Annotated in this window: 39 protein-coding genes; 28 read left to right on the forward strand and 11 right to left on the reverse strand. The window is 47.2% G+C overall.

Annotated features, from left to right (window positions below; translation table 11 throughout):
- The first annotated feature begins 5 nt into the window (after positions 1-5).
- From rpsC to rplQ, 22 genes are all read left to right on the forward strand, one after another.
- Positions 6-713, forward strand: a complete 708-nt coding sequence (gene rpsC, locus DYD62_RS22710; protein ID WP_099396483.1) for a 30S ribosomal protein S3 — start codon at positions 6-8, stop codon at positions 711-713.
- On the forward strand, positions 697-1116 hold the full coding sequence (gene rplP, locus DYD62_RS22715) for a 50S ribosomal protein L16 (RefSeq protein ID WP_046351562.1): 420 nt from the start codon (positions 697-699) through the stop codon (positions 1114-1116). Before rpsC ends, rplP begins: the two co-directional genes overlap by 17 nt.
- Positions 1113-1301: a 50S ribosomal protein L29 gene (rpmC, locus tag DYD62_RS22720; protein WP_046351563.1), complete on the forward strand. Its 189-nt coding sequence runs from the start codon at positions 1113-1115 to the stop codon at positions 1299-1301. Before rplP ends, rpmC begins: the two co-directional genes overlap by 4 nt.
- Before the next feature lie 2 nt (positions 1302-1303).
- Positions 1304-1564 (forward strand): 30S ribosomal protein S17, encoded by a 261-nt coding sequence (gene rpsQ / locus DYD62_RS22725; protein WP_046351564.1) that lies wholly within the window; start codon positions 1304-1306, stop codon positions 1562-1564.
- A gap of 187 nt (positions 1565-1751) precedes the next feature.
- A complete protein-coding gene (gene rplN / locus DYD62_RS22730) occupies positions 1752-2120 on the forward strand; it encodes a 50S ribosomal protein L14 (protein WP_046351565.1) in 369 nt (122 codons plus the stop codon).
- A 10-nt stretch (positions 2121-2130) separates the two neighbouring features.
- The gene (rplX, locus tag DYD62_RS22735) at positions 2131-2451 is read left to right on the forward strand and encodes a 50S ribosomal protein L24 (RefSeq protein WP_099396482.1); all 321 of its coding nucleotides are present in this window, start codon (positions 2131-2133) and stop codon (positions 2449-2451) included.
- Positions 2452-2464: 13 nt separating this feature from the next.
- Positions 2465-3004, forward strand: coding sequence for a 50S ribosomal protein L5 (rplE, locus tag DYD62_RS22740; protein ID WP_099396481.1), 540 nt, complete (start codon positions 2465-2467; stop codon positions 3002-3004).
- 7 nt (positions 3005-3011) lie between these two features.
- Positions 3012-3317 carry a 30S ribosomal protein S14 gene (gene rpsN, locus DYD62_RS22745; protein ID WP_046351568.1) on the forward strand — a complete coding sequence of 102 codons (306 nt, stop codon included), beginning with the start codon at positions 3012-3014 and terminating at the stop codon, positions 3315-3317.
- A gap of 15 nt (positions 3318-3332) precedes the next feature.
- Positions 3333-3725: a 30S ribosomal protein S8 gene (gene rpsH / locus DYD62_RS22750; RefSeq protein ID WP_046351569.1), complete on the forward strand. Its 393-nt coding sequence runs from the start codon at positions 3333-3335 to the stop codon at positions 3723-3725.
- A 12-nt stretch (positions 3726-3737) separates the two neighbouring features.
- A complete protein-coding gene (gene rplF, locus DYD62_RS22755) occupies positions 3738-4271 on the forward strand; it encodes a 50S ribosomal protein L6 (protein ID WP_115230163.1) in 534 nt (177 codons plus the stop codon).
- A 13-nt stretch (positions 4272-4284) separates the two neighbouring features.
- On the forward strand, positions 4285-4638 hold the full coding sequence (rplR, locus tag DYD62_RS22760) for a 50S ribosomal protein L18 (RefSeq protein WP_046351571.1): 354 nt from the start codon (positions 4285-4287) through the stop codon (positions 4636-4638).
- A 20-nt stretch (positions 4639-4658) separates the two neighbouring features.
- Complete coding sequence (rpsE, locus tag DYD62_RS22765) at positions 4659-5174, forward strand: 30S ribosomal protein S5 (protein ID WP_046351572.1); 516 nt, start codon at positions 4659-4661, stop codon at positions 5172-5174.
- The gene (gene rpmD / locus DYD62_RS22770; protein ID WP_046351573.1) at positions 5171-5356 is read left to right on the forward strand and encodes a 50S ribosomal protein L30; all 186 of its coding nucleotides are present in this window, start codon (positions 5171-5173) and stop codon (positions 5354-5356) included. The genes rpsE and rpmD overlap by 4 nt, the downstream gene beginning before the upstream one ends.
- Positions 5356-5790 carry a 50S ribosomal protein L15 gene (gene rplO, locus DYD62_RS22775; protein WP_115230164.1) on the forward strand — a complete coding sequence of 145 codons (435 nt, stop codon included), beginning with the start codon at positions 5356-5358 and terminating at the stop codon, positions 5788-5790. Before rpmD ends, rplO begins: the two co-directional genes overlap by 1 nt.
- 26 nt (positions 5791-5816) lie before the next feature.
- Positions 5817-7121 carry a preprotein translocase subunit SecY gene (gene secY / locus DYD62_RS22780; RefSeq protein WP_099396477.1) on the forward strand — a complete coding sequence of 435 codons (1305 nt, stop codon included), beginning with the start codon at positions 5817-5819 and terminating at the stop codon, positions 7119-7121.
- Positions 7122-7133: 12 nt separating this feature from the next.
- Positions 7134-7352, forward strand: a complete 219-nt coding sequence (infA, locus tag DYD62_RS22785) for a translation initiation factor IF-1 (protein ID WP_046351576.1) — start codon at positions 7134-7136, stop codon at positions 7350-7352.
- 35 nt (positions 7353-7387) lie between these two features.
- Complete coding sequence (gene rpmJ / locus DYD62_RS22790) at positions 7388-7501, forward strand: 50S ribosomal protein L36 (RefSeq protein WP_046351577.1); 114 nt, start codon at positions 7388-7390, stop codon at positions 7499-7501.
- Positions 7502-7565: 64 nt separating this feature from the next.
- Positions 7566-7928 (forward strand): 30S ribosomal protein S13, encoded by a 363-nt coding sequence (gene rpsM / locus DYD62_RS22795; RefSeq protein WP_046351578.1) that lies wholly within the window; start codon positions 7566-7568, stop codon positions 7926-7928.
- Between the two features lie 16 nt (positions 7929-7944).
- Positions 7945-8337, forward strand: coding sequence for a 30S ribosomal protein S11 (gene rpsK / locus DYD62_RS22800; protein WP_046351579.1), 393 nt, complete (start codon positions 7945-7947; stop codon positions 8335-8337).
- Between the two features lie 14 nt (positions 8338-8351).
- The gene (gene rpsD, locus DYD62_RS22805) at positions 8352-8984 is read left to right on the forward strand and encodes a 30S ribosomal protein S4 (protein ID WP_099396475.1); all 633 of its coding nucleotides are present in this window, start codon (positions 8352-8354) and stop codon (positions 8982-8984) included.
- A 34-nt stretch (positions 8985-9018) separates the two neighbouring features.
- Entirely contained in the window at positions 9019-10002 is a 984-nt protein-coding gene (locus DYD62_RS22810) for a DNA-directed RNA polymerase subunit alpha (RefSeq protein WP_099396474.1), read from the forward strand.
- 24 nt (positions 10003-10026) lie between these two features.
- Positions 10027-10416, forward strand: coding sequence for a 50S ribosomal protein L17 (gene rplQ / locus DYD62_RS22815; protein ID WP_099396473.1), 390 nt, complete (start codon positions 10027-10029; stop codon positions 10414-10416).
- Between the two features lie 70 nt (positions 10417-10486).
- Here rplQ and DYD62_RS22820 read toward each other — a convergent pair whose 3' ends face one another.
- Positions 10487-11377, reverse strand: a complete 891-nt coding sequence (locus DYD62_RS22820) for an HDOD domain-containing protein (protein ID WP_115230165.1) — start codon at positions 11375-11377, stop codon at positions 10487-10489.
- A gap of 54 nt (positions 11378-11431) precedes the next feature.
- Between DYD62_RS22820 and DYD62_RS22825 the strand changes: the two genes are divergently transcribed.
- Entirely contained in the window at positions 11432-12253 is an 822-nt protein-coding gene (locus DYD62_RS22825; RefSeq protein ID WP_115230166.1) for a symmetrical bis(5'-nucleosyl)-tetraphosphatase, read from the forward strand.
- Here DYD62_RS22825 and DYD62_RS22830 read toward each other — a convergent pair.
- The 10 genes from DYD62_RS22830 to DYD62_RS22875 form a co-directional block, all read right to left on the reverse strand.
- Complete coding sequence (locus DYD62_RS22830) at positions 12235-12960, reverse strand: lysophospholipid acyltransferase family protein (protein ID WP_165928750.1); 726 nt, start codon at positions 12958-12960, stop codon at positions 12235-12237. The two genes, DYD62_RS22825 and DYD62_RS22830, sit on opposite strands and share 19 nt — an antisense overlap.
- Positions 12961-13093: 133 nt before the next feature.
- Positions 13094-13837 (reverse strand): GNAT family N-acetyltransferase, encoded by a 744-nt coding sequence (locus DYD62_RS22835; RefSeq protein WP_115230168.1) that lies wholly within the window; start codon positions 13835-13837, stop codon positions 13094-13096.
- Between the two features lie 91 nt (positions 13838-13928).
- Positions 13929-14120: a DNA gyrase inhibitor YacG gene (locus DYD62_RS22840; protein ID WP_115230169.1), complete on the reverse strand. Its 192-nt coding sequence runs from the start codon at positions 14118-14120 to the stop codon at positions 13929-13931.
- Positions 14117-14935 carry a cell division protein ZapD gene (gene zapD, locus DYD62_RS22845; protein WP_233702998.1) on the reverse strand — a complete coding sequence of 273 codons (819 nt, stop codon included), beginning with the start codon at positions 14933-14935 and terminating at the stop codon, positions 14117-14119. Before zapD ends, DYD62_RS22840 begins: the two co-directional genes overlap by 4 nt.
- The gene (coaE, locus tag DYD62_RS22850; protein WP_115230196.1) at positions 14936-15547 is read right to left on the reverse strand and encodes a dephospho-CoA kinase; all 612 of its coding nucleotides are present in this window, start codon (positions 15545-15547) and stop codon (positions 14936-14938) included.
- 14 nt (positions 15548-15561) lie between these two features.
- Complete coding sequence (locus DYD62_RS22855; protein WP_115230170.1) at positions 15562-16431, reverse strand: prepilin peptidase; 870 nt, start codon at positions 16429-16431, stop codon at positions 15562-15564.
- Positions 16431-17654: a type II secretion system F family protein gene (locus tag DYD62_RS22860; protein ID WP_099396466.1), complete on the reverse strand. Its 1224-nt coding sequence runs from the start codon at positions 17652-17654 to the stop codon at positions 16431-16433. Before DYD62_RS22860 ends, DYD62_RS22855 begins: the two co-directional genes overlap by 1 nt.
- Positions 17655-17672: 18 nt before the next feature.
- Positions 17673-19382, reverse strand: coding sequence for a type IV-A pilus assembly ATPase PilB (gene pilB, locus DYD62_RS22865; RefSeq protein WP_115230171.1), 1710 nt, complete (start codon positions 19380-19382; stop codon positions 17673-17675).
- 124 nt (positions 19383-19506) lie between these two features.
- Entirely contained in the window at positions 19507-20766 is a 1260-nt protein-coding gene (locus DYD62_RS22870) for an HlyC/CorC family transporter (RefSeq protein WP_115230172.1), read from the reverse strand.
- 53 nt (positions 20767-20819) lie between these two features.
- Positions 20820-21668 carry a cytochrome C assembly family protein gene (locus tag DYD62_RS22875; protein ID WP_115230173.1) on the reverse strand — a complete coding sequence of 283 codons (849 nt, stop codon included), beginning with the start codon at positions 21666-21668 and terminating at the stop codon, positions 20820-20822.
- 55 nt (positions 21669-21723) lie between these two features.
- Here DYD62_RS22875 and ffh point away from each other — a divergent pair, with 55 nt between their 5' ends.
- The 5 genes from ffh to rplS all read left to right on the forward strand — a co-directional run bounded on the left by ffh (position 21724) and on the right by rplS (position 25336).
- Positions 21724-23076 carry a signal recognition particle protein gene (gene ffh, locus DYD62_RS22880; protein WP_115230174.1) on the forward strand — a complete coding sequence of 451 codons (1353 nt, stop codon included), beginning with the start codon at positions 21724-21726 and terminating at the stop codon, positions 23074-23076.
- 252 nt (positions 23077-23328) lie between these two features.
- Positions 23329-23589, forward strand: coding sequence for a 30S ribosomal protein S16 (rpsP, locus tag DYD62_RS22885; RefSeq protein ID WP_046351593.1), 261 nt, complete (start codon positions 23329-23331; stop codon positions 23587-23589).
- Positions 23590-23603: 14 nt separating this feature from the next.
- Positions 23604-24131 carry a ribosome maturation factor RimM gene (gene rimM, locus DYD62_RS22890; protein WP_115230175.1) on the forward strand — a complete coding sequence of 176 codons (528 nt, stop codon included), beginning with the start codon at positions 23604-23606 and terminating at the stop codon, positions 24129-24131.
- 22 nt (positions 24132-24153) lie between these two features.
- A complete protein-coding gene (gene trmD, locus DYD62_RS22895) occupies positions 24154-24912 on the forward strand; it encodes a tRNA (guanosine(37)-N1)-methyltransferase TrmD (protein WP_339360918.1) in 759 nt (252 codons plus the stop codon).
- A gap of 40 nt (positions 24913-24952) precedes the next feature.
- On the forward strand, positions 24953-25336 hold the full coding sequence (rplS, locus tag DYD62_RS22900; protein WP_099396458.1) for a 50S ribosomal protein L19: 384 nt from the start codon (positions 24953-24955) through the stop codon (positions 25334-25336).
- The last annotated feature ends 48 nt before the right edge of the window (positions 25337-25384 follow it).

Genomic DNA, 25384 nt, shown 5'->3' on the forward strand with positions numbered 1-25384 from the left:
CGACTATGGGTCAGAAAGTTCATCCGACGGGTTTTCGTCTCGCCGTCACTAAGAACTGGGCTTCGCGTTGGTACGCCAACAGTAGCAATTTTGCCGGTATGCTCAATGAAGATATCGCAGTACGCGATTATCTGAAAAAGAAACTGGCCAGTGCTTCAGTGAGTCGTGTCGTAATCGAGCGTCCGGCTAAGAATGCCAAAATCACTATTTTCACGGCTCGCCCTGGTGTAGTGATTGGTAAAAAGGGCGAGGATATTGAGCAGCTTAAAAAAGCGCTGCAAAAGATCCTGAATGTGCCCGTGCATGTAAATATCGAAGAAGTGCGTAAGCCTGAAATCGATGCACAAATTATTGCTGACAGCATTTCTGCGCAACTTGAAAAGCGCGTAATGTTCCGTCGTGCAATGAAGCGTGCAATGCAAAACGCAATGCGTCTTGGTGCTCAAGGTATCAAGATCATGTCGTCAGGTCGTTTGAACGGCATCGAAATTGCACGTACAGAATGGTATCGTGAAGGCCGTGTGCCTTTGCATACTCTGCGTGCAGATATTGATTACGCAACTTCTGAAGCCAAAACCACCTACGGTATCATTGGTATCAAGGTTTGGGTTTATAAAGGCGAAATGAAGCCGGGCGAAAAGGCTGCTGAACCAGCACCTGAAGCTCAGAAGAAAAACGCACGGAAGGGGCCTCGCAATGCTGCAGCCAACTAGACTTAAGTATCGCAAGGTCCAGAAGGGCCGTAACACGGGTATCGCTACTCGTGGTAACAGCGTTGCTTTTGGTGTGTTTGGGCTCAAGGCCACTAGTCGTGGTCGTCTGACAGCTCGTCAGATCGAATCCGCACGTCGTGCGATTACCCGTTATATTAAACGTGGTGGTCGTGTATGGATTCGTACGTTCCCAGATAAGCCAATCTCTACCAAGCCCGCTGAAGTGCGTATGGGTAATGGTAAGGGTAGCCCGGATTACTGGGTTGCTGAGATTCAACCAGGCAAAGTATTGTATGAGTTGGATGGTGTAGATGAAGCAGTTGCTCGTGAGGCTTTCCGCCTTGCATCTGCTAAATTGCCATTCGCGACTACCTTTGTCACTCGTCAGGCGGGACAACGATGAAAGCTGCTGAACTACATCAGAAATCTGTTGAAGAGCTGAAGGCTGAGTTGACCGCATTGTTGAAGGCGCAGTTTAGCTTGCGTATGCAGCATGCGACGGGTCAACTGGCAAAGCCAAGCGAACTCAACCGTGTGCGCAAAGATATTGCGCGCGTTCATACCATCATGGCTCAGAAGGCGGCTTAACGATGTCTGAAGCTAAACTGAAGCGCGAACTGACAGGCCGTATCGTCAGCGACAAAATGGATAAGACTGTTACCGTGTTGGTAGAGCGTCTGGTTAAACACCCGCTCTACGGCAAGATGATGCGTCGTTCCAAAAAATACCATGCACACGACGAAAGTAATCAGTATCACGAAGGTGATTTGGTTACAATCCAAGAAATTCGTCCACTGTCCAAGACTAAAAACTGGGCTGTGACGACGCTGGTAGAAAAAGCTCGTAATTAATATTTAATACGTGCTTGCGCGGGTATTGTGCTTTATGTACAATGCCCGCTTTCTTATCCATATATAACATCTTGTTGTGTATGGAGTTCTTCCCTACGGGATCCAAAACTAGCTGCTAATGCTCGGTTTTGCCGAGCGACTCGGTCTTGCCGAGATTATAGGCGGAAAAAGTTGGAGGTTTGTTTCAATGATTCAAATGCAAACTAGGCTTGAAGTTGCTGATAACACTGGTGCACGTTCAGTAATGTGCATTAAGGTTCTTGGTGGTTCCAAGCGTCGCTACGCTTCGGTGGGCGATATTATCAAGGTTGCCATTAAAGATGCTGCCCCTCGTGGCCGCGTTAAAAAAGGTGACGTATATAGCGCCGTAGTGGTTCGTACCGCTAAGGGTGTACGCCGTGCTGATGGTTCGCTTATCAAGTTTGATGGCAACGCTGCAGTTCTCCTTAACGCCAAGCTTGAGCCAATTGGTACCCGTATTTTTGGGCCAGTGACTCGTGAGCTGCGCAATGAACGATTCATGAAAATCGTTTCACTTGCGCCAGAAGTGTTGTAAGGGGACGGGCATGAACAAGATTCGCAAAGGCGATGAAATCATCGTTATCACAGGCAAGGACAACGGCAAGCGCGGTACAGTGCTGCGCGTAATCCCGGCTGAAGATCGTGTCGTGGTTGAAGGCGTTAATGTGGTGAAAAAACACCAAAAGCCTAATCCAATGCGCGGTGTACAGGGCGGTATTGTCGAAAAGACTATGCCGGTTCACATTTCTAATGTTGCCTTGTTTAACACTGCAACGGGCAAGGCTGATCGCGTTGGCTTCAAGACTTTAGAGGATGGCCGTAAGGTTCGTTTCTTTAAGTCTAGTGGCGAAGTGGTTGGCGGCTAAGGGGTGATGAAAAATGGCTCGTCTGCAAGAGTTTTATAAAGAACAAGTAGTGCCGAAACTGGTTGAACAGTTTGGCTACAAATCCATCATGCAAGTTCCACGCATCGACAAAATCACCATTAACATGGGTGTTGGCGAAGCGATTGCGGATAAAAAAGTGATGGATCATGCTGTTGGTGATTTGGTGAAAATCGCTGGTCAAAAACCAGTTGTTACTGTAGCTAAAAAGTCGATTGCTGGTTTCAAAATTCGTGAAGGTTATCCGGTTGGCTGCAAAGTGACTTTGCGCCGCGAACGTATGTTCGAATTTCTGGATCGTCTGGTAACGATTGCTCTGCCACGTGTGCGCGATTTCCGCGGCGTGAGCGGTAAGTCGTTTGACGGTCGTGGTAATTTCAACATGGGTGTTCGTGAGCAGATCATTTTCCCAGAAATCGAATACGACAAGATTGACGCTTTGCGTGGTATGAATATTACGATTACCACTACAGCTAAATCCGATGAAGAAGCGCGTGCATTACTCGCTTGCTTCAAGTTCCCATTCAAGAGTTGAGGCAACCATGGCTAAAGTCGCAGTGATTAAGCGTGAGGAAAAGCGTCGTGCAACCGTCGCCAAGTACGCCGCCAAGCGTGAAAAGCTGATGGCGGTCATCAATGACCAGAATGCATCTGACGAAGAGCGTTTTGCTGCTCGTTTGCAATTCCAGCAGCTTCCGCGTAATGCAAGCCCGGTACGTCTAGTAAATCGTTGTTCGATTACTGGTCGCGGTCGTGGCGTGTATCGCAAATTCGGACTCGGCCGTATCAAGCTACGTGAACTCGCCTTCAAGGGTGAAGTTCCTGGCATGGTCAAGGCTAGCTGGTAATAGGAGAGATAAAACATGGCAATGCATGATCCTATCGCCGATATGCTAACCCGTATTCGCAACGCACAACGCGCGGACAAGGCACAAGTTACAATGCCATCGTCCACGCTGAAGTTAGCTATTGCTGGCGTGTTGCAAGATGAAGGTTATATCGAATCGTTTGAAGTCGCAGGTGAAGTTAAACCTGTTTTGACCATCGAACTCAAGTACTACGCTGGTCGTCCGGTTATCGAGCGTTTGGACCGCGTGTCCAAGCCGGGTCTGCGCATCTATAAAGGTGCAACAGAAATCCCAACGGTGATGAACGGTCTGGGTGTGGCTATTTTGTCCACCTCCAAAGGCGTAATGACAGATCGCAAAGCACGTGCCAATGGTATTGGTGGCGAGCTTCTGTGCGTCGTCGCTTAAAGAGGTGAATCGATGTCTCGCGTAGCAAAAAACCCAGTAGTTATTCCGGCAGGCGTTGAAGTACAGTTCGCTGCTGGTGAAATCGTTGTGAAGGGCCCACACGGCACAATGACGCAAACTCTTTGCGTTGATGTCGATGTTAAGGTTGAGGACAATGCAGTTCAATTTGCCGCTAAGGGTGCATCTAAGCATGCTCGCTCTATGTCCGGTACTTTGCGCGCATTGGTAAATAACATGGTAACAGGTGTTTCTAAAGGCTTTGAGCGTAAGCTCTTGCTGGTAGGCGTTGGTTACCGTGCTCAGGCTCAGGGCGATATCCTGAACCTGACTCTCGGCTTTTCCCACCCTGTTGCGCATTCAATGCCAGCAGGTGTGAAGGTGGAAACTCCGACACAAACCGAAATCGTCCTTAAGGGCGCCGACAAGCAGCTGGTTGGTCAGGTTGCAGCCGAAATTCGTGAGTACCGTAAACCTGAGCCATATAAAGGCAAGGGCGTACGCTATTCCGATGAGGTTGTCGTATTGAAAGAAACCAAGAAGAAGTAATCGAGGCTGAATCATGGACAAGAACCAAGCTCGACTCCGCCGCGCACGTAAAACCCGTGCAAAGATTTCGGAGCTCAAGATGTTGCGTCTGTCGGTGCACCGCACCAACAGTCACATCTACGCCCAGATCATCGACGAAACCGGTAGCAAAGTACTGGTTTCTGCTTCAACTCTTGAAGCTGATGTTCGTGGCCAAATCAAGAATGGCGGCTCTGTTGATGCCGCAGTCGTGATTGGCAAGCGTATCGCTGAAAAAGCGAAAGCTGCAGGTGTCGAAACGGTTGCATTTGACCGTTCCGGCTTCAAATATCACGGCCGTGTTAAGGCCTTAGCTGATGCTGCCCGTGAGGGCGGCCTCGTCTTCTAATTGAGTTTGGAGTTGATATAATGGCTAAGAACGATATGGAAGAACGCGGCGACGGCCTTCGTGAAAAGATGGTCGCTGTAAATCGCGTAACCAAGGTCGTCAAGGGTGGTCGTATCCTTGGTTTCGCCGCACTGACAGTAGTTGGTGATGGTGATGGCGGCGTTGGTATGGGTAAGGGCAAGTCGAAAGAAGTGCCTGTAGCCGTACAAAAAGCAATGGAAGAAGCCCGTCGTAAGTTGCAAAAAGTTACTTTGCGCAACGGTACGATTCACCACACAGTATTCGGCAAACATGGCGCTACTACAGTGTTCATGCAGCCTGCTGCTGATGGTAAGGGTATTATTGCTGGTGGTCCAATGCGTGCTGTGTTCGAAGTTATGGGTATCCATAATATCTCGGCAAAGTGCCACGGTTCGACCAACCCGTACAACATCGTACGTGCAACATTAGATGGTCTTTCTAAGCTTCACACACCAGCAGATATTGCTGCGAAGCGTGGTAAGTCTGTTGAAGAGATTCTGGGAGCTGCTAAATGAGCGACTCTAAGAAATTCAAAGTAACTTTAGTTAAAAGTCTGATTGGTCGCCTGGAAGCTCACAAGGCATGTGCCCGTGGCTTAGGTCTCCGTCGTCTTAATAGTAGCTCTGAAGTGATCGATACCCCGGAAAATCGTGGTATGGCTAACAAGATCAGCTACCTACTGAAGGTGGAAGGCTAATGGAACTTAATAACCTGAAACCAGCTGCTGGTTCTACTCACGCTAAGCGTCGTGTAGGCCGCGGTATTGGCTCTGGCTTAGGCAAAACGTCTGGTCGTGGTCACAAAGGTCAGAAATCACGTACTGGTGGTTTTCATAAGGTCGGTTTTGAAGGCGGTCAAATGCCTTTGCAACGCCGTCTGCCAAAACGTGGTTTTGTTTCACTCACACGTGGTGATACCGCTGAAGTTCGCTTGTCGGACATCAACGATTTGCCATTGAGCGAAATTACCTTTGAAGCACTGCTTCAAGCTGGGGTGGTATCTCAGCATGCTCTGCGCGGTAAAGTTGTACTTTCCGGCATTATCGAGCGTGCAGTTGTACTCAAGGGCTTGGCTGTAACTAAGGGTGCCCGTGCTGCTATTGAAGCAGCTGGTGGCAGCATCACCGAGTAATTCGGTAAACTGAGGATAAGGCAGTAATGGCAAATCCCGCTCTGGCTAGTTCTGCAAACAAGTTTGCGGATCTTAAAAGCCGGATTTGGTTCCTGATCGGGGCGCTGATCGTATATCGTATCGGCGCACACATCCCGGTGCCAGGCATCAATCCAGCTGAACTGGCAAAATTGTTTGAGTCGTCGCAAACCGGTTTATTGAACATGTTCAATATGTTTTCCGGTGGTGCTCTCTCTCGCTTTACCGTGTTCGCTATCGGGATCATGCCTTACATCTCGGCATCGATTATTTTACAGCTCGCTGCCGAGGTGCTGCCATCTCTGAAGCAGATGAAAAAAGAGGGAGAAGCAGGTCGTCGTAAAATTACGCAATATACGCGTTATGCGACGCTGCTTCTTGCTACTGCACAGAGCTTTGGTATTGCAATGATGCTGTTCAAACAGCCTAATCTGGTGGTTGTAGCACAGGCTCAGTTTGTGTTTACAACGATCGTTACGCTGGTGACTGGCACCATGTTCCTGATGTGGTTGGGTGAGCAGATTACTGAACGAGGTATCGGTAACGGTATTTCTATCTTGATCTGTTCTGGTATTGCTTCTGGTTTGCCTTCGGCAATCGGTAAGACATTATCACTGGCTAATCAAGGCGCATTACCTATTTTGCTTGTGTTGTTTCTCTTTGTTGGTGTTGTGCTATTAACTGCGGCGGTTGTGTTCGTAGAACGTGGCCAACGTAAAGTTCCTGTTCATTATGCGAAGCGCCAAGTTGGCAACCGCATGATGCAGGCACAAAGCACTCACCTTCCACTGAAACTGAATATGGCGGGCGTGATCCCTCCGATTTTTGCTTCGTCAATTATCTTATTCCCCGCAACTTTACTGTCGTGGACTGGTAATAGTGATAAATTGTCTTGGTTGAAATCGATCGGTGACATGCTGCATCCTGGTCAGCCGCTCTATGTGCTGTTGTATGCGACTGCGATCATTTTCTTCTGCTACTTCTACACTGCTTTGGTCTTCAATCCGAAGGAAACGGCAGACAATCTGAAGAAGAGTGGGGCAATGATTCCGGGTTACCGCCCGGGAGACCATACTGCGAAATACATCGAAAAATTGATTTTAAAACTCACATTAATCGGTGCTGTCTATATTACGGTAATCTGCTTGATTCCGGAGTTCCTGATCCTGAAGTGGAATGTTCCATTCTATTTTGGTGGTACTTCTCTGTTGATTCTTGTAGTCGTAACAATGGACTTTATGTCGCAAATGCAGTCTTACGTGCTCTCACATCAGTACGAGAGTCTGCTCAAGAAAGCTAACTTCAAGGGCTAGGCGTAACAGGCTATGGCGAAAGACGAAGTCATTCAGATGCAGGGCGAAGTCCTAGAAACGTTGCCAAATGCAACGTTCAAGGTCAAGCTCGAAAACGGACATGTGGTTCTTGGTCATATTTCTGGTAAGATGCGGATGCATTACATCCGCATCCTGCCCGGAGATAAGGTTACAGTGGAGTTAACTCCCTATGATCTGACTAAGGCTCGCATTGTATTCCGGGCCAAGTAATAGCCCGGATTTAATTTTGATCGAAAGGAAAGACGATGAGAGTTCAAGCGTCGGTCAAGAAAATTTGCCGCAATTGTAAAATCGTACGCCGCAACCGTGTTGTGCGTGTGATTTGCACCGACCCGCGGCACAAGCAGCGTCAAGGCTGATTGTTGCGACAATCAGTTCCTGATGTTAATATGCAAAGCTTTTTGAACCTGGGGTAAGAAAAGTATGGCCCGTATTGCTGGGGTTAATATCCCGAATCATCAGCATACTGTGATCGGCCTTCAGGCTATTTTCGGTATTGGTCGCACTCGCGCCTATGCCGTCTGCGCTGCAACAAGCGTTGAGCCTACAAAAAAGGTTAAAGATCTCAGTGATGCTGAACTAGATCTGCTGCGTGAAGAACTTGGCAAATATGTTGTCGAGGGTGATTTGCGCCGCGAAGTGACCATGAGCATCAAGCGTCTTATGGACCTTGGTTGCTACCGTGGTTTCCGTCACCGCAGAGGACTTCCATGCCGCGGTCAGCGTACTCGTACCAATGCGCGTACTCGCAAGGGTCCGCGTAAGTCCATCGCTGGCAAGAAGTAATCCAAGGAATTAAAGAATGGCTAAAGCAAACACAGTACGTGTACGGAAGAAAGTCAAAAAGAGTGTGTCAGAAGGTGTTGTGCACGTGCACGCGTCTTTCAATAACACAATCATAACCATCACTGATCGCCAAGGGAATGCACTGTCTTGGGCTACCTCGGGCGGTGCTGGTTTTAAAGGCTCTCGGAAAAGTACACCTTTTGCGGCTCAGGTAGCTGCAGAGGCTGCTGGTAAAGTTGCCCAAGAATACGGTGTAAAGAACCTCGAAGTTCGCATCAAGGGTCCGGGTCCGGGTCGTGAGTCTGCTGTGCGTGCATTAAACGCACTCGGCTTCAAGATCACGAGTATTTCGGATGTTACGCCGATTCCGCATAACGGTTGTCGTCCGCCGAAGAAGCGTCGTATCTAATCCCGGAGTAAGTTATGGCTCGTTATATTGGACCCAAGTGCAAACTTGCACGTCGTGAGGGTACGGATCTTTTCCTGAAGAGCGCTCGTCGTTCTTTGGATAGTAAGTGCAAACTGGAACAAGCTCCTGGTCAGCATGGTGTGAGTGGCGGTAAAAAGCCTTCACGTCTGTCAGACTACGGCGTTCATTTGCGCGAAAAACAAAAGATTCGCCGCATTTACGGCGTATTGGAACGTCAGTTCCGTCGTTATTTTGAAGAAGCTAGCCGACGTAAAGGTTCAACAGGTGAAAACCTGCTGAAACTTCTTGAATGTCGTCTTGATAACGTTGTTTATCGTATGGGTTTTGGCTCTACACGTGCTGAAGCTCGTCAACTTGTTTCCCACAAAGCTATTGTGGTAAACGGTAGTGTTGTGAATATTCCTTCCTACTTGGTTAAGGCTGGCGACGTTGTTTCTGTTCGCGATAAATCGAAAACTCAGGCTCGTATCCAGGAAGCTGTTTCCTTGGCTGAGGGTATCGGTTTTCCGAGCTGGGTTCAGGTAGATTCTAAGAAGCTTGAAGGTATGTTTAAAAACATGCCTGAGCGTTCCGATCTGTCCAGCGACATCAACGAAGCGCTGGTTGTGGAATTCTACTCCAAGTAATATTCTGACCCGGCTAGCCAAGGGATACTGACTTATGCAAATCAACGCGAATGAGTTGCTCAAGCCGCGCATCATTGATGTGCAGGCTTTAAACGCTGCCCAGGCGAAAGTCGTGATGGAGCCGTTCGAGCGCGGTTACGGCCATACGCTCGGCAATGCTCTACGTCGCATTCTTCTTTCTTCCATGTCTGGTTTTGCACCGACTGAAGTGAAAATTGAAGGTGTGGTACACGAGTATTCCGCACTGGATGGCGTGCAGGAAGATGTAGTCGATATCTTGCTGAACCTCAAAGGCGTTGTGCTCAAGCTGCATGGTCGGGACTCGGTCGTTCTCACCCTCTCAAAAGAGGGTGAGGGCGTCGTTAAAGCGTCCGATATTCAGCTGTCTCACGATGTTGAGGTGATCAATCCAGATCATGTGATTGCCCATCTGTCTGCTGGTGGCAAGCTTAATATGGAAATTACGGTTGAAAAAGGTCGTGGCTATCAGCCTGCACCTAACCGTTTAGCTAAAGATGAAAGCCGTACTATCGGTAACATCATGCTTGACGCGTCTTTCAGCCCGATTCGCCGTGTTAGCTACCACGTAGAAAGCGCCCGTGTAGAGCAACGTACTGATCTTGATCGTTTGATTATTGACATTGAAACAAATGGCGTAATTGAACCTGAAGAAGCAGTGCGTCAAGCTGCACGTATGCTAATTGACCAGCTCGCCGTGTTCGCTGATCTTGAAGGCACTCCCGTAGAGGAAGAGCAACCACAGGCACCGCAGATCGATCCGATTCTGTTGCGTCCGGTTGATGACCTCGAACTGACTGTCCGTTCGGCTAACTGCCTGAAGGCAGAGAACATTTATTATATCGGCGACCTGATCCAGCGTACCGAGACTGAGCTTTTGAAGGCACCTAATCTTGGGCGTAAATCGCTTAATGAGATCAAGGAAGTTCTTGCCTCTAAAGGCCTCTCGCTGGGCATGCGCCTTGAAAACTGGCCGCCTGCTGGCTTAGAAAAGCCGTAATAGCGGGCAAAAGGAAATCGACAAATGCGTCACCGTCAATCTAATCGCAAATTAAATCGCACGACAAGTCACCGTCTGGCGATGTTGCGCAATCTTGCGAATTCGTTGCTCCGTCACGAAGTCATCAAGACCACTTTACCTAAAGCAAAAGAGCTGCGCCGTGTTGCAGAGCCTTTGATCACTTTAGGCAAAAAGCCTTCACTTGCGAACCGCCGTCTGGCGTTCAATCGCACACGTGATCGCGATATGGTGGTTAAGTTGTTCGATGTGCTCGGCCCGCGTTATGCTGCCCGTAATGGTGGCTACCTTCGCATTCTGAAGTGCGGTTTCCGTCAAGGCGACAATGCTCCTATGGCATTCGTTGAACTTGTAGACCGTCCTGAAGAAGCGGAAGCGGTTGAAGCAGCTGAGTAATCAGTTGTTTTGCAGCAATTCGTTGTAGTGTAAAAAAGCCAACCGCAAGGTTGGCTTTTTTATTGTCTGGCTAAAACTGAGGAATTTGGGTGGCAACAGGAAGTACCGAAAACCACTCCCATTCATGCCCTGCTTTTATACAAACGTTTCGTACCAATCCATATGCCTGTTCTGGCTCAATAGATAATAAATCAGAAATGTTTTGATAATCATCTGGTAAAGCCGGGTCTTGCCAGTGGTTTGCTAAGTGGCGTGCTGTAGAAGTGGCTATGGACACGGTTCTGACTCTTGGTTCATCAGTATGCCTTTCGTCCATTAAGTGAGTGAGAAGGCTGGGCAAGTGCCAGTGTAGTGCTAATTCAGTTTGCAATTCATTAATGGTAAATCCAAGGATTAACTTTTGGGCTTCATGACTTCTGCGGCCTGGATTTTTTAGTAAATAGTGTGTAATTTTCTGAGCAAGTTCTGGGGCTGATAACCAGAGTAATATTTCAGCTAAATCATGCAGCAAGGATGCTGTGGTTACTTCTATTGGATCAACATCATGTCTTTGGCTGCTGAGGCTTTCTGCAATTCTGGCCGCAAGATAAGATCGTGAAATGATTTTTCTTATCCCCAATAATGCTTCAGGTTGTTGTTGCAGTTGAGTTTCAACTGCCTGTGTTGAACCAAACTCACGGAAGAAACCTCCCATGCCAATCATCAGTAGTACATGCTCTATGGTGTTTACATCTTTCATTTGTACTGCTCTTCGTTGCCTCTGTTGATAGCGAATGAGTTTTAGAGTGAGTAGTGGATCATGGCGAATAAGTAACGACAGATCTCTGATGCTTATATCATCACTTTTCGAGTGCAAATGAGACATTTGATCCAAGGTATACTGCATTGCAGGGATTTCTATATTGCTCAGTTTAATGAGCCAGTCATTCAGGCTGAGATGCGTGTTGGTGGTCATGGTCATTAATCTGCTGCATCAGTGATAATGTTTTCATTTTAGCTGCTAAATGGATGAGTTATGTCGAGATATGCGATTGGTGATATTCAAGGGTGTTTTACGGAGTTATTAGCTGTAGTTGAAAATCTGGCTTTTAACCCAAAGAACGATCAGATCTATTTGCTGGGTGATTTGGTAAACCGAGGGCCATCTTCACTTGCTACTTTACGCTGGGCATCCCAAACTCAGGGCGTGTCTGTTGTATTGGGTAATCACGATCTGCATCTGCTGGCGATGTTTGCAGGCTTAGCACAGGCAAAGCCTGGTGATACGCTTCAGGAGGTGATTGATGCCCCTGATGCTGAAAACTTGTTACTCTGGTTACGCCAGCAGCCTTTACTTATTGATTTAGGGGATGTCGTCCTGGTGCATGCAGGGGTAAGCCCTTGTTGGTCACTGGATACAGCAAAGCTTGCTGCAAAAGAGGTAGAAAGCGCTCTGCAAAGCGATCAGTGGAAAGACTTTATGGCTGTAATGTATGGTAATCAACCCGCTGTATGGTCTGACGATATGAGTTCAGCCGATCGGATGCGGTATAGCGTGAATTGCCTGACGCGTATGCGCTTTGTTACAACAGACGGCGCATTGCAATTAAAGTACAAAGGTGAGCGTGAACAAGCGCCTGCAGGGATTAAACCGTGGTTTGAACTGGCGAATCGCCAGCCTTTGAATCGCCGGGTTATTTGTGGGCACTGGTCAGCACTAGGGCTGATGCTTAAAGAAGATGTATGGGCTTTAGATACAGGCTGTGTATGGGGTGGCGCACTTACTGCAATTAGCATAGATAACGGGCAGCTTTATCAAACTGCTGCCCGGTCAGAGTATCAGGCCTTGATGGATTGAGTATTTAATGCGTGATGTGCTGTACATATGCGCGCTTCAATAAACTGCGTCAGAGTGCGTCGGTTTTTATGATCAGTTGGAAATGGTGCTAAAAAGTTTATTTCAGCATGCAAAGATCGCGTTCCTAAAATACGCCATAAAGACTGAGCTAAGGTCATATCACCAATGTAGGTCGCAGCATCAGAATATTGACCTTCTGCATCTGTGTAGCGCAGGTAAACAGGTTGTATGGTGGCATTGCCATCAATTGCCGCTTGTAAAAGCGAAGAGCGAAAAGGTAAAAGCTGTCTTCCGCACCCTGTTGTACCTTCAGGAAAGACTGTTACGCAGTGCCCTTCACTTAGAGCCGTTACAATGGCCTCATTCACCCTTGCAGTGTCTCTTTTTCGCTCTCTTTCAATAAAAAGTGTTCCTGTTCCTATACAGAGTCTGCCAATGATTGGCCAAGATCTCAGTTCTGATTTTGCAACAAATCTAGAAACAGTAACTGAATCCAGAATAAATATATCAAGCCATGAAATGTGATTGGCTAACAACATGTGTTGTTCAGGGTATTTTCCAGGCTCAATACCCTGAACACGCAAGCTAACACCCAGTATTTGCGTTAATTGCTTCGACCACTGTTGTATATAGTCCACTCTTTCCGCAAGCATTAAGCGAGGAAAACGGTAGGTAACGTTAAATAATCCCTTGGCAAAATGCATCATTAAGCGGCATAAGCGACAAAGACGTAGGCATAACAATGGAGTGCGCATGCAGCTAAAATTCTGTATGAAAATTCGTAATGCTGTGAGTTTAGCTGTTTCTTCACTGTTCGGCCAACTACCTTGTGTGTGAAGATCACCGCATGAAGTGTCTGGCATAGCGCATATCTAAGTTTTGCATCGGCAAGATAATAAAAAGGTCGGCGGTATTAAAGTCCGGGTCCCATGCTGGCTCGCCACAAATCAATGCACCTGCGCGAAGATACCCTTTAATCAGCGGTGGGATTTCAGTTTCAAGCCTTTGGTTGAGTGTCGCAATAGGTAGTGGGCAGCGCGGGAATACGCGCCATTCGACAGGGGCGAGCTTATCTTTTGCCAGTTTGCGGTAAAGGCTGGCTGCAACATGCCCTCCATCGCCTATAGAGACACTGGCGCAGCCGATGAGGTAGTTGTAGTTGTTCTTGCTCATATACTCAGCAAGGCCTGCCCAGAGTAGGGTAATTGTGGCGCCAGAGCGGTAGTCCGGGTGCACGCAGGAGCGACCAATTTCGACCAGTTGTTCGCGCAAATGCCCTAGTCTAGTCAGGTCAAATTCAGTGTCAGAGTAATAACTGCCTAATTTACGTGCCTGATGGGGGGGGAGAATACGATATGTGCCGACAACCTCACCGGTTTCATCGTCCTGGACCAGTAGATGGTCACAGTAGGCATCAAACAGATCTCGGTCGATGCCCGGCTCTCGGCATACAATATGTGCGCCCATTTCTTCAACGAAAACCCGGTATCGTAAAGCTTGTGCAGCGCGGATCAGCTCTTCATTGTCCGCAATACATACAGAGAGTTTACGTTTACGGCTTGGGGTAATCTGAGTTTGAAGCATTGGTTTCCTCCTGTGTATGAGGAAACTTAAAGCTTGCAGATGACGCTGCTATGACGTTGAGATGAAGCTGAAATGACAGCCTAAAAAACTTTTAATCTGGGAGATTATCTGAGTCTTCGGCTTGGTTGGCAGGCACCGGTATTGCGTACTCTTCATTGGCCCAGCGGCCTAAATCGATTAATTTACAGCGTTCAGAGCAAAATGGGCGGCTGGGATTGTCGGTTGAATATGTATGTTGTTTACCACAACTTGGGCATTTAATTTGAAAGGCTGGTGTGTTCATAAATTGCAATAGCCAAGACCAAAGTCGACATCTGTATCGACAACCTTAGCGCGTTCTCCACTGGTTGATGGCACAACAAAACGAATATTAATGGCGTAACGGTTTGCGGAGAGCTCAGGCACTGCGGCTAAATGTTCAGGCAGGCTGACTCTTAATAGCTGAACTGTTTTTCCACCAGACATTTGCTGGAAATTACCATTTTTTGCTGTGTAATTGTTTTCACGCATGCTGTCTCTGAGCAGGCGAAGCACAATGTCTAAGCCTTGTTTGATAGGAAGCAGCGGATTAAACCATGCATCAATGTCTGATCTGCGGTATTCAGCGCTTTGTTGTTGCCAGTAATGGTAGGAAGGAAGGTCAAAAGCACAGGCTCCACCAGGAATCGTCACGCGCTGTTTGATCGCCATCAGCCATTCATTTTCCCTTAGTGCCTGACCAAACTTTCCTGTCATATTCAGCATTTTGCAATGCGTTTCTTCAATATCTACTAAGACTCGTTCGAGAGCATCTTCTGATATTTGTGGATTATTTCGAAGGGCTGACAGAGCTTGTCGCTGGCGCTCTAATTCCTGAAGTAAATCTGACTTCATGTCGGCGCGACTGGCTACTTCCATGATTTCAAATATACCAAGCAATGCTGCGTGATGGTCCGCAGCAGAGTCGCGTGCCACATACTGAATGGTGCGGTTGTATAAGTTTTCGAGGCGCAAAAGAGTGCGAATGCGCTCGTTAATAGGGAATTCGTAGCTAATCACGATGCGTCTAACCGGCGAAGATATTCGATTTTGCAGCAAAAAATGGTTTATGAAAATCAATTACGTAAACCGACATGTTTGATCCTGATATCGCTGGTGGAGTGCGCTAACGCTGGATTGTAAATGAGCAAGAGTGCTTTCATTCAAAATAATATCATTTGCGCGTTGTATTCGCGCTTTTCTTGGCAGTTGATTGGCAATAATCGCTGTAATTTCTGTATTTTTAAGGCCACTGCGTAATTTTACCCGCTCAATTTGATGTTCTTCCGAGCAATCTACCAGAAGGCTGCTGTCTATGATGCTGCTGTAAGTATTCGTTTCGAATAATAGCGGAACAACCAATAAAACATAAGGTGTATGGATTGCTTGTTTGTCCAGCTGTTGCATCACAATAGTCTTGATACGTGGATGGAAGATGTTTTCAAGTTTCACTTTTGCATCAGCGTCGGCAAAAATGAGTTCTCGCATCCGGGCGCGGTTCAGGCCACCCTCTTTCTCTATAAAATCTGTGCCAAATTCTAAGGCAATTTGTTCTAAGGCTTTTGAAGGGGGGTGGCTCAGCTCGTGCGCTATCTCATCAGTATCAATGACCGGCACCCCCAGCTCAGCAAAAAGACGGGCAACGGTCGATTTTCCACTGCCAATCCCTCCGGTTAGCCCGATAATTTTCATCCCGTCTGCACGCATTATGCGGGTACACCATTAAATATCAGCTGCTGCAATGAGCTGCCAAGCAACAAAGTCAGCCAGCCTGCAATCCCTAAATAAGGGCCAAAAGGCATGGGTTTGCCCATGCCTCGTTTGGCCAGAATAGCCAGAGCAATGCCGATTACTGCGCCGCTGATGGATGATAGCAAAATAATACTTGGCAAAGCCTGCCATCCAAACCAGGCACCTAATGCGGCTAGCAGCTTAAAGTCGCCATAGCCCATACCTTCTTTTTTTGTGATTAGCTTAAACAGCCAATACACACTCCAGAGTGCCAAGTAGCCGGCAACTGCGCCGATCACTGCCTGATCTAATGGCACAAAGACATTATTTAAATTGAAAAGCAATCCCAGCCAGAGCAGAGGCAGGGTAATGCTGTCAGGTAGTAGATAGGTGTCTGCGTCAATAAAGACCAGTGAAATCAGCGACCATGTCAGCATAATGGCTGCAATCGCTGCTATGGTCACACCGAAATGCAGACCCACTATTGTTGTCAGCGTTGCACAAAGCAGCTCAATCAGAGGATAGCGCGGGCTGATAGAAGTTTTGCAGGCTTTACAACGCCCGCGTAAAACTAAATAACTAATAACGGGAATATTCTCTAAAGCGCTGATGGCATGGCCGCAGCCGGGGCAGGCTGAACGTGGAATAATCAAATTATAGGTGGGCACTTTTGGCATTGGAGCATCGACAGGCGCGTCGATCAGCTGACACTGTTGCCTGAATTCTTGCTCCATTATTTTTGGAATGCGGTGAATCACTACATTCAGAAAACTGCCAACTAATAAGCCAAGTACAAATAAAAAACCACCAAATACAGCCGGGCTGTCTAAAAACAACTCAATCATTAACCGACAACCTCGCCCATTTTGAAAATTGGTAAGTACATGGCTACAACTAAACCACCGATCAGTGTACCTAAGACCACCATGATGATGGGCTCCATTAAGCTGGATAAGGCTTCTACGGCGTTATCCACTTCTTCTTCGTAATAATCCGCAACTTTACTCAGCATGGAGTCCAGCGCACCGGATTCTTCACCAATTGCAACCATTTGCATCACCATATTGGGGAACATATTGGTGCTTTGCATTGATAAAGTCAGGCTGGTCCCTGTGCTCACTTCGGTTTGGATTTTTTTTGTAGCAAGCTTATAGAGGTAATTCCCTGCTGCGCCACCAACAGAATCCAGTGAGTCTACTAAAGGCACACCCGCTGCAAACATGGTGGAGAGGGTGCGGCACCAGCGTGCAATAGTCGCATCCAGCATGATTTTTCCAATAATCGGCACTTTGAGCAGTAAACGATCCATCACGATTTGAATCGCTTCTGATTTTTTCCAAGCTTTTAAAAAGCCCCAGATCCCGCCGAATATCCCGCCAAATATGAGCCACCAATATGTAACGAAGACATCAGAGATTGCCATGACCACTAAGGTGGGCGTTGGTAAGTTGGCGCCAAAGCTCGAAAATAACTCTTTAAACGCGGGAATTACAAAAATCATAATTACTGCAGTAATCACAAAAGCCGCAACGATAACGGCGGTTGGATAAAACAGCGCAGATTTAATTTTCTTTTTAACGCCCAGCGTTTTCTCTTTGTAGGTAGCAAGCCTTGCCAGCAGGGCATCTAAAATACCTGCTTGCTCACCCGCCTGAATCAGATTGCAATAAAGTGCATCAAATTCATTAGGGTGTTTTCGGAATGCCTGTGTCAGTGATGAGCCGGTTTCAATATCATTTTTGATATCCATCAGCAGCTTGGTCACAGATGGATTGCTATGGCCCTTGGCCACAATATCAAATGAAGTGAGCAGCGGCACGCCAGATTTAAGCATGGTGGCCAGTTGCCGGGTAAACATGGTGATGTCTTCCTCGGTAATCTTTTTGCCTGTTCCCATCCTTTGTTTTTTGACTTTTAAGACATTGATGCCCTGGCGGCGAAGCGTGTTTTTAACCACGTGCTCACCACTTGCCCGTACTTCGCCTTTGACAATCTTGCCACTGCGATCTTTTCCTTCCCAGATAAAAGTAAATTCTTTTACTTTTAGTGTTTTGGGTGCTAGCGCCATGACGCCCCTCTTTGGATATTATTCATTGGTTACCGCCATGACTTCTTCTAATGAGGTCAGGCCTTGTTTTACTTTACGCAAGCCAGAACCCCGTAAATCACGAACGCCGTCACGCTTAGCCTGGTCAGCAATATCAATCGCATTGCCATTGGTCATGATGATGCGATTCATTGCATCAGTAATGGGCATGACCTGATAAATGCCAACGCGGCCTTTATAGCCTGAACCCTTGCAAATATCGCAGCCTACGGGCTTATAAGGGGTCCAGGTCCCATCAAGTTCTTCTTCTTCAAAGCCTGCGTCGAGCAGGGCTTGATGTGGAATATCAATGGGCGTTTTGCAACTGCACAGTTTTCTAGCAAGCCGCTGTGCGGTAATTAAAATCACTGACGATGCAATATTAAATGGGGCAATCCCCATATTCAGCATCCGTGTCAGCGTGGTGGGCGCATCGTTTGTGTGCAGAGTAGAAAACACCATATGCCCCGTTTGCGCGGCTTTAATCGAGATATCGGCAGTGCCTAAATCCCGGATTTCCCCCACCATGATGATGTCTGGATCTTGGCGCAAGAAGGCTTTCAGGGCGACAGCAAAAGTCAGGCCGGATTTTTCATTCACGTTCACCTGATTTACGCCAGGTAAGTTAATTTCACATGGATCTTCGGCCGTGGAAATATTGATTCCTGGCTGATTTAAAATATTTAAGCAGGTATAGAGCGAAACGGTCTTTCCTGAACCGGTTGGGCCAGTTACCAAAATCATGCCGTAGGGCCGCTGGATCGCTTCCAGCAGGATTTCTTTCTGATCCGGATCGTAACCTAGAGCATCAATACCCAAGGTGGCAGAGGAGGGATCCAGAATCCGCATACAAATCTTTTCACCGTGCATGGTGGGCATGGTGGATACCCGGAAATCGATGGCCCGGCTTTTTGAAAGCACCAGCTTCATCCGGCCATCTTGTGGCACGCGTTTTTCAGAGATATCCAGTTTTGAGATAACTTTAATACGCGAAGCAAGTTTGTCTTTAATTGCCAGCGGAGGTTGAGCTACTTCACGCAACACACCATCCAAGCGGTAGCGAATGCGGAAGAATTTCTCGTAAGGCTCAAAGTGGATATCCGAAACCCCTGCATTAATGGCATCCAGCAGAATCTTTTGCAGGTATTTAACGATGGGGGCATCGTCAACTTCCAGCGCTGCAGCCTCGTTTTGAGTGGTGTCTTCTTCGCCGCCACCCATTTCCAAATCGACATCATCCAGCGCCATATTGCTTAGATTGGCCCCGGTAGACTCGATGAGTTTATCCAGCAGACTAACGAGTTTACTGTCTTCCACCACCAGTGGCTGTACTTGCAGGCCGGTTTGAAAGCGCACTTCTTCCAACGCTTGCAGATTGGTGATATCCGATAGACCGATAAACAATTTGGTGCCGCGCTTAAAGAGCGGCACGATGCGTTGAATCTGCATCACTTTATTGTCCAGCACGCCTTGGGGGATGTAGCTTGGATCAATATGGTCCAGATCAAGAAGAGGATAGCCAAACGCCTGAGATGAAAATTCAGCAACATCTCTCGCGGTCATTTTGTGACTGCGTATCAGTTGCTCAATAAACGGCGTTTTACTGCTGTTCGCTGTAGATTGCAGCGCTTCAGCGTCCGCTTCAATTAATCTGCCATGCTGAACAAGCAGGCGGGCGAGACCAGATACAGGTGAGTTAGGTGCTGACATGGTCTTCAATATGTAATCGAAAAGAGGAGAAACTGTCGGTATTGCCTTACGTTTTTAGTTTAGCAAATACCTTTTAATCTTGCGCTTTCTTTCCCTTTAAAACCTTGATAGATCAAGAACATAATTAAGTATCTTGGGCATAAAGGCGAATAACGCGAATACTTCGGTCCTGTGTTTGAACAATTTCAATTCGCTGCCCTGCTAAAACAAGGCAAGTGCCCGCATCAGGGATATCTTCAAAGTGTTCAAGTATGAGTCCATTTAATGTTTTAGGCCCATCTACAGGAAATGCCAGACGTAATTTTCTATTGAGCTCCCGAAGGCTGGATGCGCCATCGAGTAGTACACTGCCATCGGGTTGCCTTAATGCTTTGCCCTGCGCTGGAGCATTGGTAGTGAATTCTCCAACAACTTGCTCCAAAATATCTTCCAAGGTAACAAGACCTTGCATTTCTCCGTATTCATCCACGACAACGGCCATTCTGCGTTTATTTTCTTGAAAATTTTGCAGTTGGGTAAATAACGGCGTGCTGGATGGAATAAAGTAAGGCGGCCGCATCATTTCACTCAGTCTTGCCTGGTCTATTTCGTTCTCTTTTAAGGATAAAATTTTTCGAATATGCAAAATTCCCGTGATGTTGTCCGGGTTACTTGAGTAAACGGGTAGACGGGTATGGTGGCAGGTGAAGATTTGTTTACGAATCTCATCCGTTGGTGCGTCTAAATCAATGCTCTCAATTTGATGGCGGGGAGTCATTACATCGTCTACCGTAATGCTCGCCAGTTCAAATAAATTCAGAAGAATTGTATGATGTTTTTTTTCCATATAACGCCCTGATTCTAATACTAATAGGCGTAATTCTTCAGGTGAAAGGGCGTGCTGATTGTTCTGGTTTTTTTTTAGGCGTAAAACTTTAATCAGTGCACTGACAAACAGGTTGACCAGCCAGACTGCCGGATAAAAAATACGCAGCAGGATAAGTAAGGGATAAGAGGCTGCATAGGCAAAAGATTCTGCATAGTTGGCGGCTAATACTTTGGGCGTTGCTTCAGAAAAAATAAGAATTGCAAACGCGACCAGTAAAGTGGCCGTACCTAGTGCGAAGTCATTTCCGGCAAATAGCTTGCTTGCAATTAGTGTAGAAAGTGTCGCTGATGCAGTGTTGATAAGCGTATTACCAATTAAAATAACGGAAAGTAGCTTATCGGTTTGGTTCAGCAGTTTTTGTGTTCGTGCAGCCGCTAAATGACCCTGGCGTGCTTTGCTGGCAATTTTATAGCGGTTTACCGCCATCATTGCTGTTTCCGCTGCAGAAAAGAATGCGGAAGTTGCTAAGCAGAAGGCAAGAGCAAGATATAGATAAGATAATGAAATTTGTTCCAATGTCGTTGCTATGTCCGTAATTTGTATGGCTTATGTCGTATTTTTTAAAAGACCTAAAAAGGGCGATGTAACAGCGCCTCGAGAACAAAACGGCTCCCTATATAGCCCAGAAAAAGCAGAGCAAAGCCAAAAAGTGTCCAGTTGGCCGCAAAACGCCCACGCCAGCCATTTTTCCAACGCCCCAGAAGTAAAGTGCCAAAAACCAGCCAAGCTGCAATGGAAAGGATAATCTTGTGTGAAAATACTAAGCCGTGTCCGAATACTTGTTCCGCAAAAAAGATTCCGGAAAGCAGTGCTAATGTCAGTAAAATAAAACCTAGGCCAACACATGCAAACATGAGTCGCTCGAGAGTCATTAGCGGCGGTAGTGTCCGAATGAGAGAGCCTGCCTGAGCTTTGTGTAATGTTCTATCAGCAAAACGCATTAGAATGGCAACACCAGCAGCATTCAGTAGCATTCCATGGGCAAACATGGCCAGTAAAAAGTGGCCTCGCGACAGCAGGCTGAGGGGGTAAGTAATTGAATGCCCTATCGGCAATAGTTGGGAAATAAATAAAAATATTGCCGCTATACCCAGCATGGGGGGTTGCAGACCATCCATTTTCCAGAACAGCTGGCCACACAGGTAAATGCACAGGGTGGAAAATGCACTCAATGAGAGTGCCTCCGCCGCACCAAAATGCAGATTACTTGACCAGAGTAAAGGTGGGAAAAGTGCCAGGGCGTGTAAAACCAAGCCTGAGACTAACAAAGTCAGCTCAAGTGCAGGGCTAAGCAGCCGTTTGGGGCGTGATGAGGCAAGCCGGCTGCGGCAAAAATGCCAGCCTAATAGCAGATAAATGGTTAAAGCCAGCAGTGCGAAATAAGTTGCTGGGCTAACTTCAGGTAAAATGGTCATCATATAAGTCTATCAGAGCGAGGTCCCTCTTGGGGCTGTCGCCAAGCAAAGGATACGCATGTTTGAAAATCTTTCTAGTCGTCTTTCTGGTGTAGTCAAAAACCTGCGGGGTCAGTCTCGCCTGACTGAGGATAATATTCAAGACGCAATGCGTGAAGTACGCATGGCTTTGCTTGAGGCTGATGTGGCTTTGCCTGTCGTTAAGCAGTTTATTAATGACGTGAAAATTCGCGCTCAGGGGCAAGAAGTTATTGGTAGTCTTACACCGGGTCAAGCAGTAATCGGTGTTGTACACGAAGAACTGACTAAGCTGATGGGGGCTCAAAATGATGCCCTGAACTTGGCTGCAGTTCCGCCTGCTGTGATTTTAATGGCTGGTTTGCAAGGTGCAGGTAAGACAACAACTTCGGGTAAATTAGCAAAACTTCTCAAAGAAACACAAAAGAAAAAAGTTTTATTGGTTTCAACAGACGTTTATCGCCCGGCTGCCATTGAGCAGCTGAAAATGCTGGCAGGACAATTAGAGGTGGAATGGTTCCCTTCTGATGTAGGGCAAAAGCCGGTCGAGATTGCGCTCGCAGCCCATGATTATGCAAAAAAGCATTTTCATGATGTGCTGATTGTTGATACCGCTGGCCGTTTGGCAATTGATGAGGCCTTGATGGCCGAAATTAAAGCGCTGCATGGGGCTGTAAATCCTGTTGAAACGCTGTTTGTGGTTGATGCCATGCAAGGGCAGGATGCGGTTAACACGGCTAAAGCATTTAATGAGGCGCTTCCCTTAACAGGGGTAATCCTTACCAAAATGGACGGCGATTCACGTGGTGGTGCGGCATTATCGGTGCGGCATATTACGGGTAAGCCAATTAAATTTTTAGGCACAGGCGAGAAGCTGACAGGGCTGGAGCCATTCCATCCTGATCGCATGGCTGGCCGTATTTTGGGCATGGGCGATGTACTTTCTCTGATTGAAGACGTGCAAAACAGCGTCGATCAGGAAGAGGCGCTCAAAATGATGAAAAAAGTTAAATCCGGCAAAGGGTTTGACTTGGAAGATTTTAAAACGCAAATCCAACAAATGAAAAAAATGGGCGGTATGAGCGCGCTGATGGATAAGTTACCAGGGCAAGTAAGCCAGATGGCCAATAGTCAGGTAACAGATAAATCGGTGGCACGTATTGAAGGCATTATCAACTCAATGACACCCGAAGAGCGTCGTAAACCAGAGTTGTTAAAAGCCAGCCGAAAGCGCCGTATTGCTGCCGGGGCAGGTGTGCAGGTACAAGAAGTGAATCGTCTTTTGAAGCAGTTCGAAGAAACGCAAAAAATGATGAAGCAATTCTCCAAAGGCGGCATGGCTAAATTGATGCGTGGTATGAGTGGCATGAAGGGCATGCTGCCCGGTATGTGATTAAAAATGCGGGTGCATGGCTATTTTTAGCTTGCATTGCATCTGCTAGATTGCTTGCCCGCGTGGAGGGGAAGCTTTCGTTTTGCACTGATATTTTTAAAATATTCGAACCTGACCGGCAGCCGAATATCACGTTAAGCTTTACAACGTGATTGTTTTTGCTGTACTTTTGCCGGTTATTCTTGCGGGGTTTGGTGTTTTGTTTCATAATCGAACCCCTTTAAATTAATCTCCATTATTGGGTTTAATGCCATGGTTGTTATTCGTCTTTCCCGCGGCGGTGCTAAAAACCGTCCGTTTTACAACGTTGTTGTAACCGACTCCCGTAATCGTCGTGATGGTCGCTTTGTTGAGCGTCTTGGCTTTTACAACCCACTCGCCAAAGATGGTGAAGAAGGCGTGCGTCTAGCTATGGACCGCGTTAGCTACTGGGTAGGTGTTGGTGCACAAGCTTCTGACTCCGTTGCCAAGCTGCTGAAAAACTACAAGCCAGCTGCTGTTGCTGCTGCTTGATTCAAGCCGTGACTATGCAAAAACGGGCTTCGCTGCCGGTGCCTGATGATCTTTTGATCATGGGCTATGTAAGTGGGGCTTTTGGTGTACATGGCTGGATCAACTTGGTTGGTGATACTGAAGATGCCGATAGTCTTTTTGACTACGACACTTGGTGGATCGGCCGTGATGGTCAATGGCAGGCTTTTAAGCTTGTTGAAGGTCAGGTTCACACAAAGAAATTAGCAGCACAGCTTGATGGTGTTAATGATCGCGATGCGGCATTTGCACTTAAGGGCAGTAAAATTGCAGTTTCCCGTAGCCTGTTACCAGCCCCTGCTGCTGATGAGTATTATTGGGTCGATTTAATCGGCCTTGATGTCATCAATTTGCAAGGTGAAAAGCTTGGTGTTGTGGATAACTTGTTTGAAACCGGTGCTAACGATGTGATCGTTGTAAAAGACGGACAGACCGAGCGTCTGCTGCCTTTTGTGGCTCATGTTGTGCTTAAGGTTGATCTTGCTGCTAAAACAATCTCTGTGGATTGGGGCCTTGATTACTAAGGCTGAGGTGTATCACTTCGACGTGGTCACTTTGTTTCCTGAGATGTTTGAGGCGATCACTCGTCATGGCATCACAAGACGAGCGGTTGAATTAGGTCTTTTTGGACTTAACAGCTGGAATCCACGTGATTTCACCGCAGACAAACATCGTACTGTGGACGACCGGCCATATGGTGGCGGCCCCGGTATGGTGATGTTGCCAGAGCCACTTGAAAGTGCGCTTGAAGCAGCTAAAAACAGGCAGCGTGAAGAGGGTGTTGCTGCTACGCATACCGTCTATTTATCTCCCCAAGGGGCGGCATTAACTCACGATAAAGTCTTGGAGCTGGCTCAAAAGCCAGGTTTGGTCTTGTTGTGTGGTCGTTATGAGGGTGTGGATGAGCGTTTGCTGGATCGTCAGATTGATGAAGAAATCTCAGTCGGCGATTATGTGCTCTCAGGTGGAGAGTTGCCTGCAATGGTGCTGATGGATGCCATCATTCGCCAATTGCCTGGTGTACTTAATACTGCAGCGAGTGCAGAAGAAGATTCATTTGTGGATGGGTTGCTGGATTGCCCGCATTACACCCGTCCCGAAAATTATCTGGGCATGAGCGTACCGGAAGTCTTACTTTCAGGAAACCATGCGCTGATACGGCGCTGGCGCTTAAAACAGTCTTTAGGCCGAACATTTTTGCGTAGGCCTGACTTGTTAACAAAGCGACAGCTATCAAAAGAGGAAGCTCGTCTTCTGGCCGAATTTAAGGCGGATCTGGTGATAAACCAAGATCAGGTGGTTTGACCACCTTTGAAGGAACAAGCTTCACATTGGAGTTATACCCATGAATTTGATTCAACAACTTGAGCAAGAAGAAATCGCTCGCTTAGCTAAGACTCTTCCTGAATTCGCCCCTGGCGATACCGTGATCGTTCAGGTCAAGGTTAAGGAAGGTACACGTGAGCGTCTGCAGGCTTATGAAGGCGTTGTGATTGCTAAGCGTAATCGTGGCCTGAATAGCTCCTTTATCGTGCGTAAAATTTCCGCCGGTATGGGTGTTGAGCGTACTTTCCAAACTTACTCTCCGCTGGTTGCTGGTGTTGAAGTGAAACGTCGCGGTGATGTTCGCCGTGCTAAGCTTTACTACCTCCGTGATCGTTCAGGCAAGTCCGCACGTATCAAGGAAAAATTGCCAGCTCGTAAGGTTGTTGCAAAAGCTGCTGCTTAATTTTTTAAGCAATACAGTATTCAAACGCGGGCCAAGTGCCCGCGTTTT

The sequence above is a fragment of the Iodobacter fluviatilis genome (assembly GCF_900451195.1).
Classification (GTDB): Bacteria; Pseudomonadota; Gammaproteobacteria; order Burkholderiales; family Chitinibacteraceae; genus Iodobacter; species Iodobacter fluviatilis.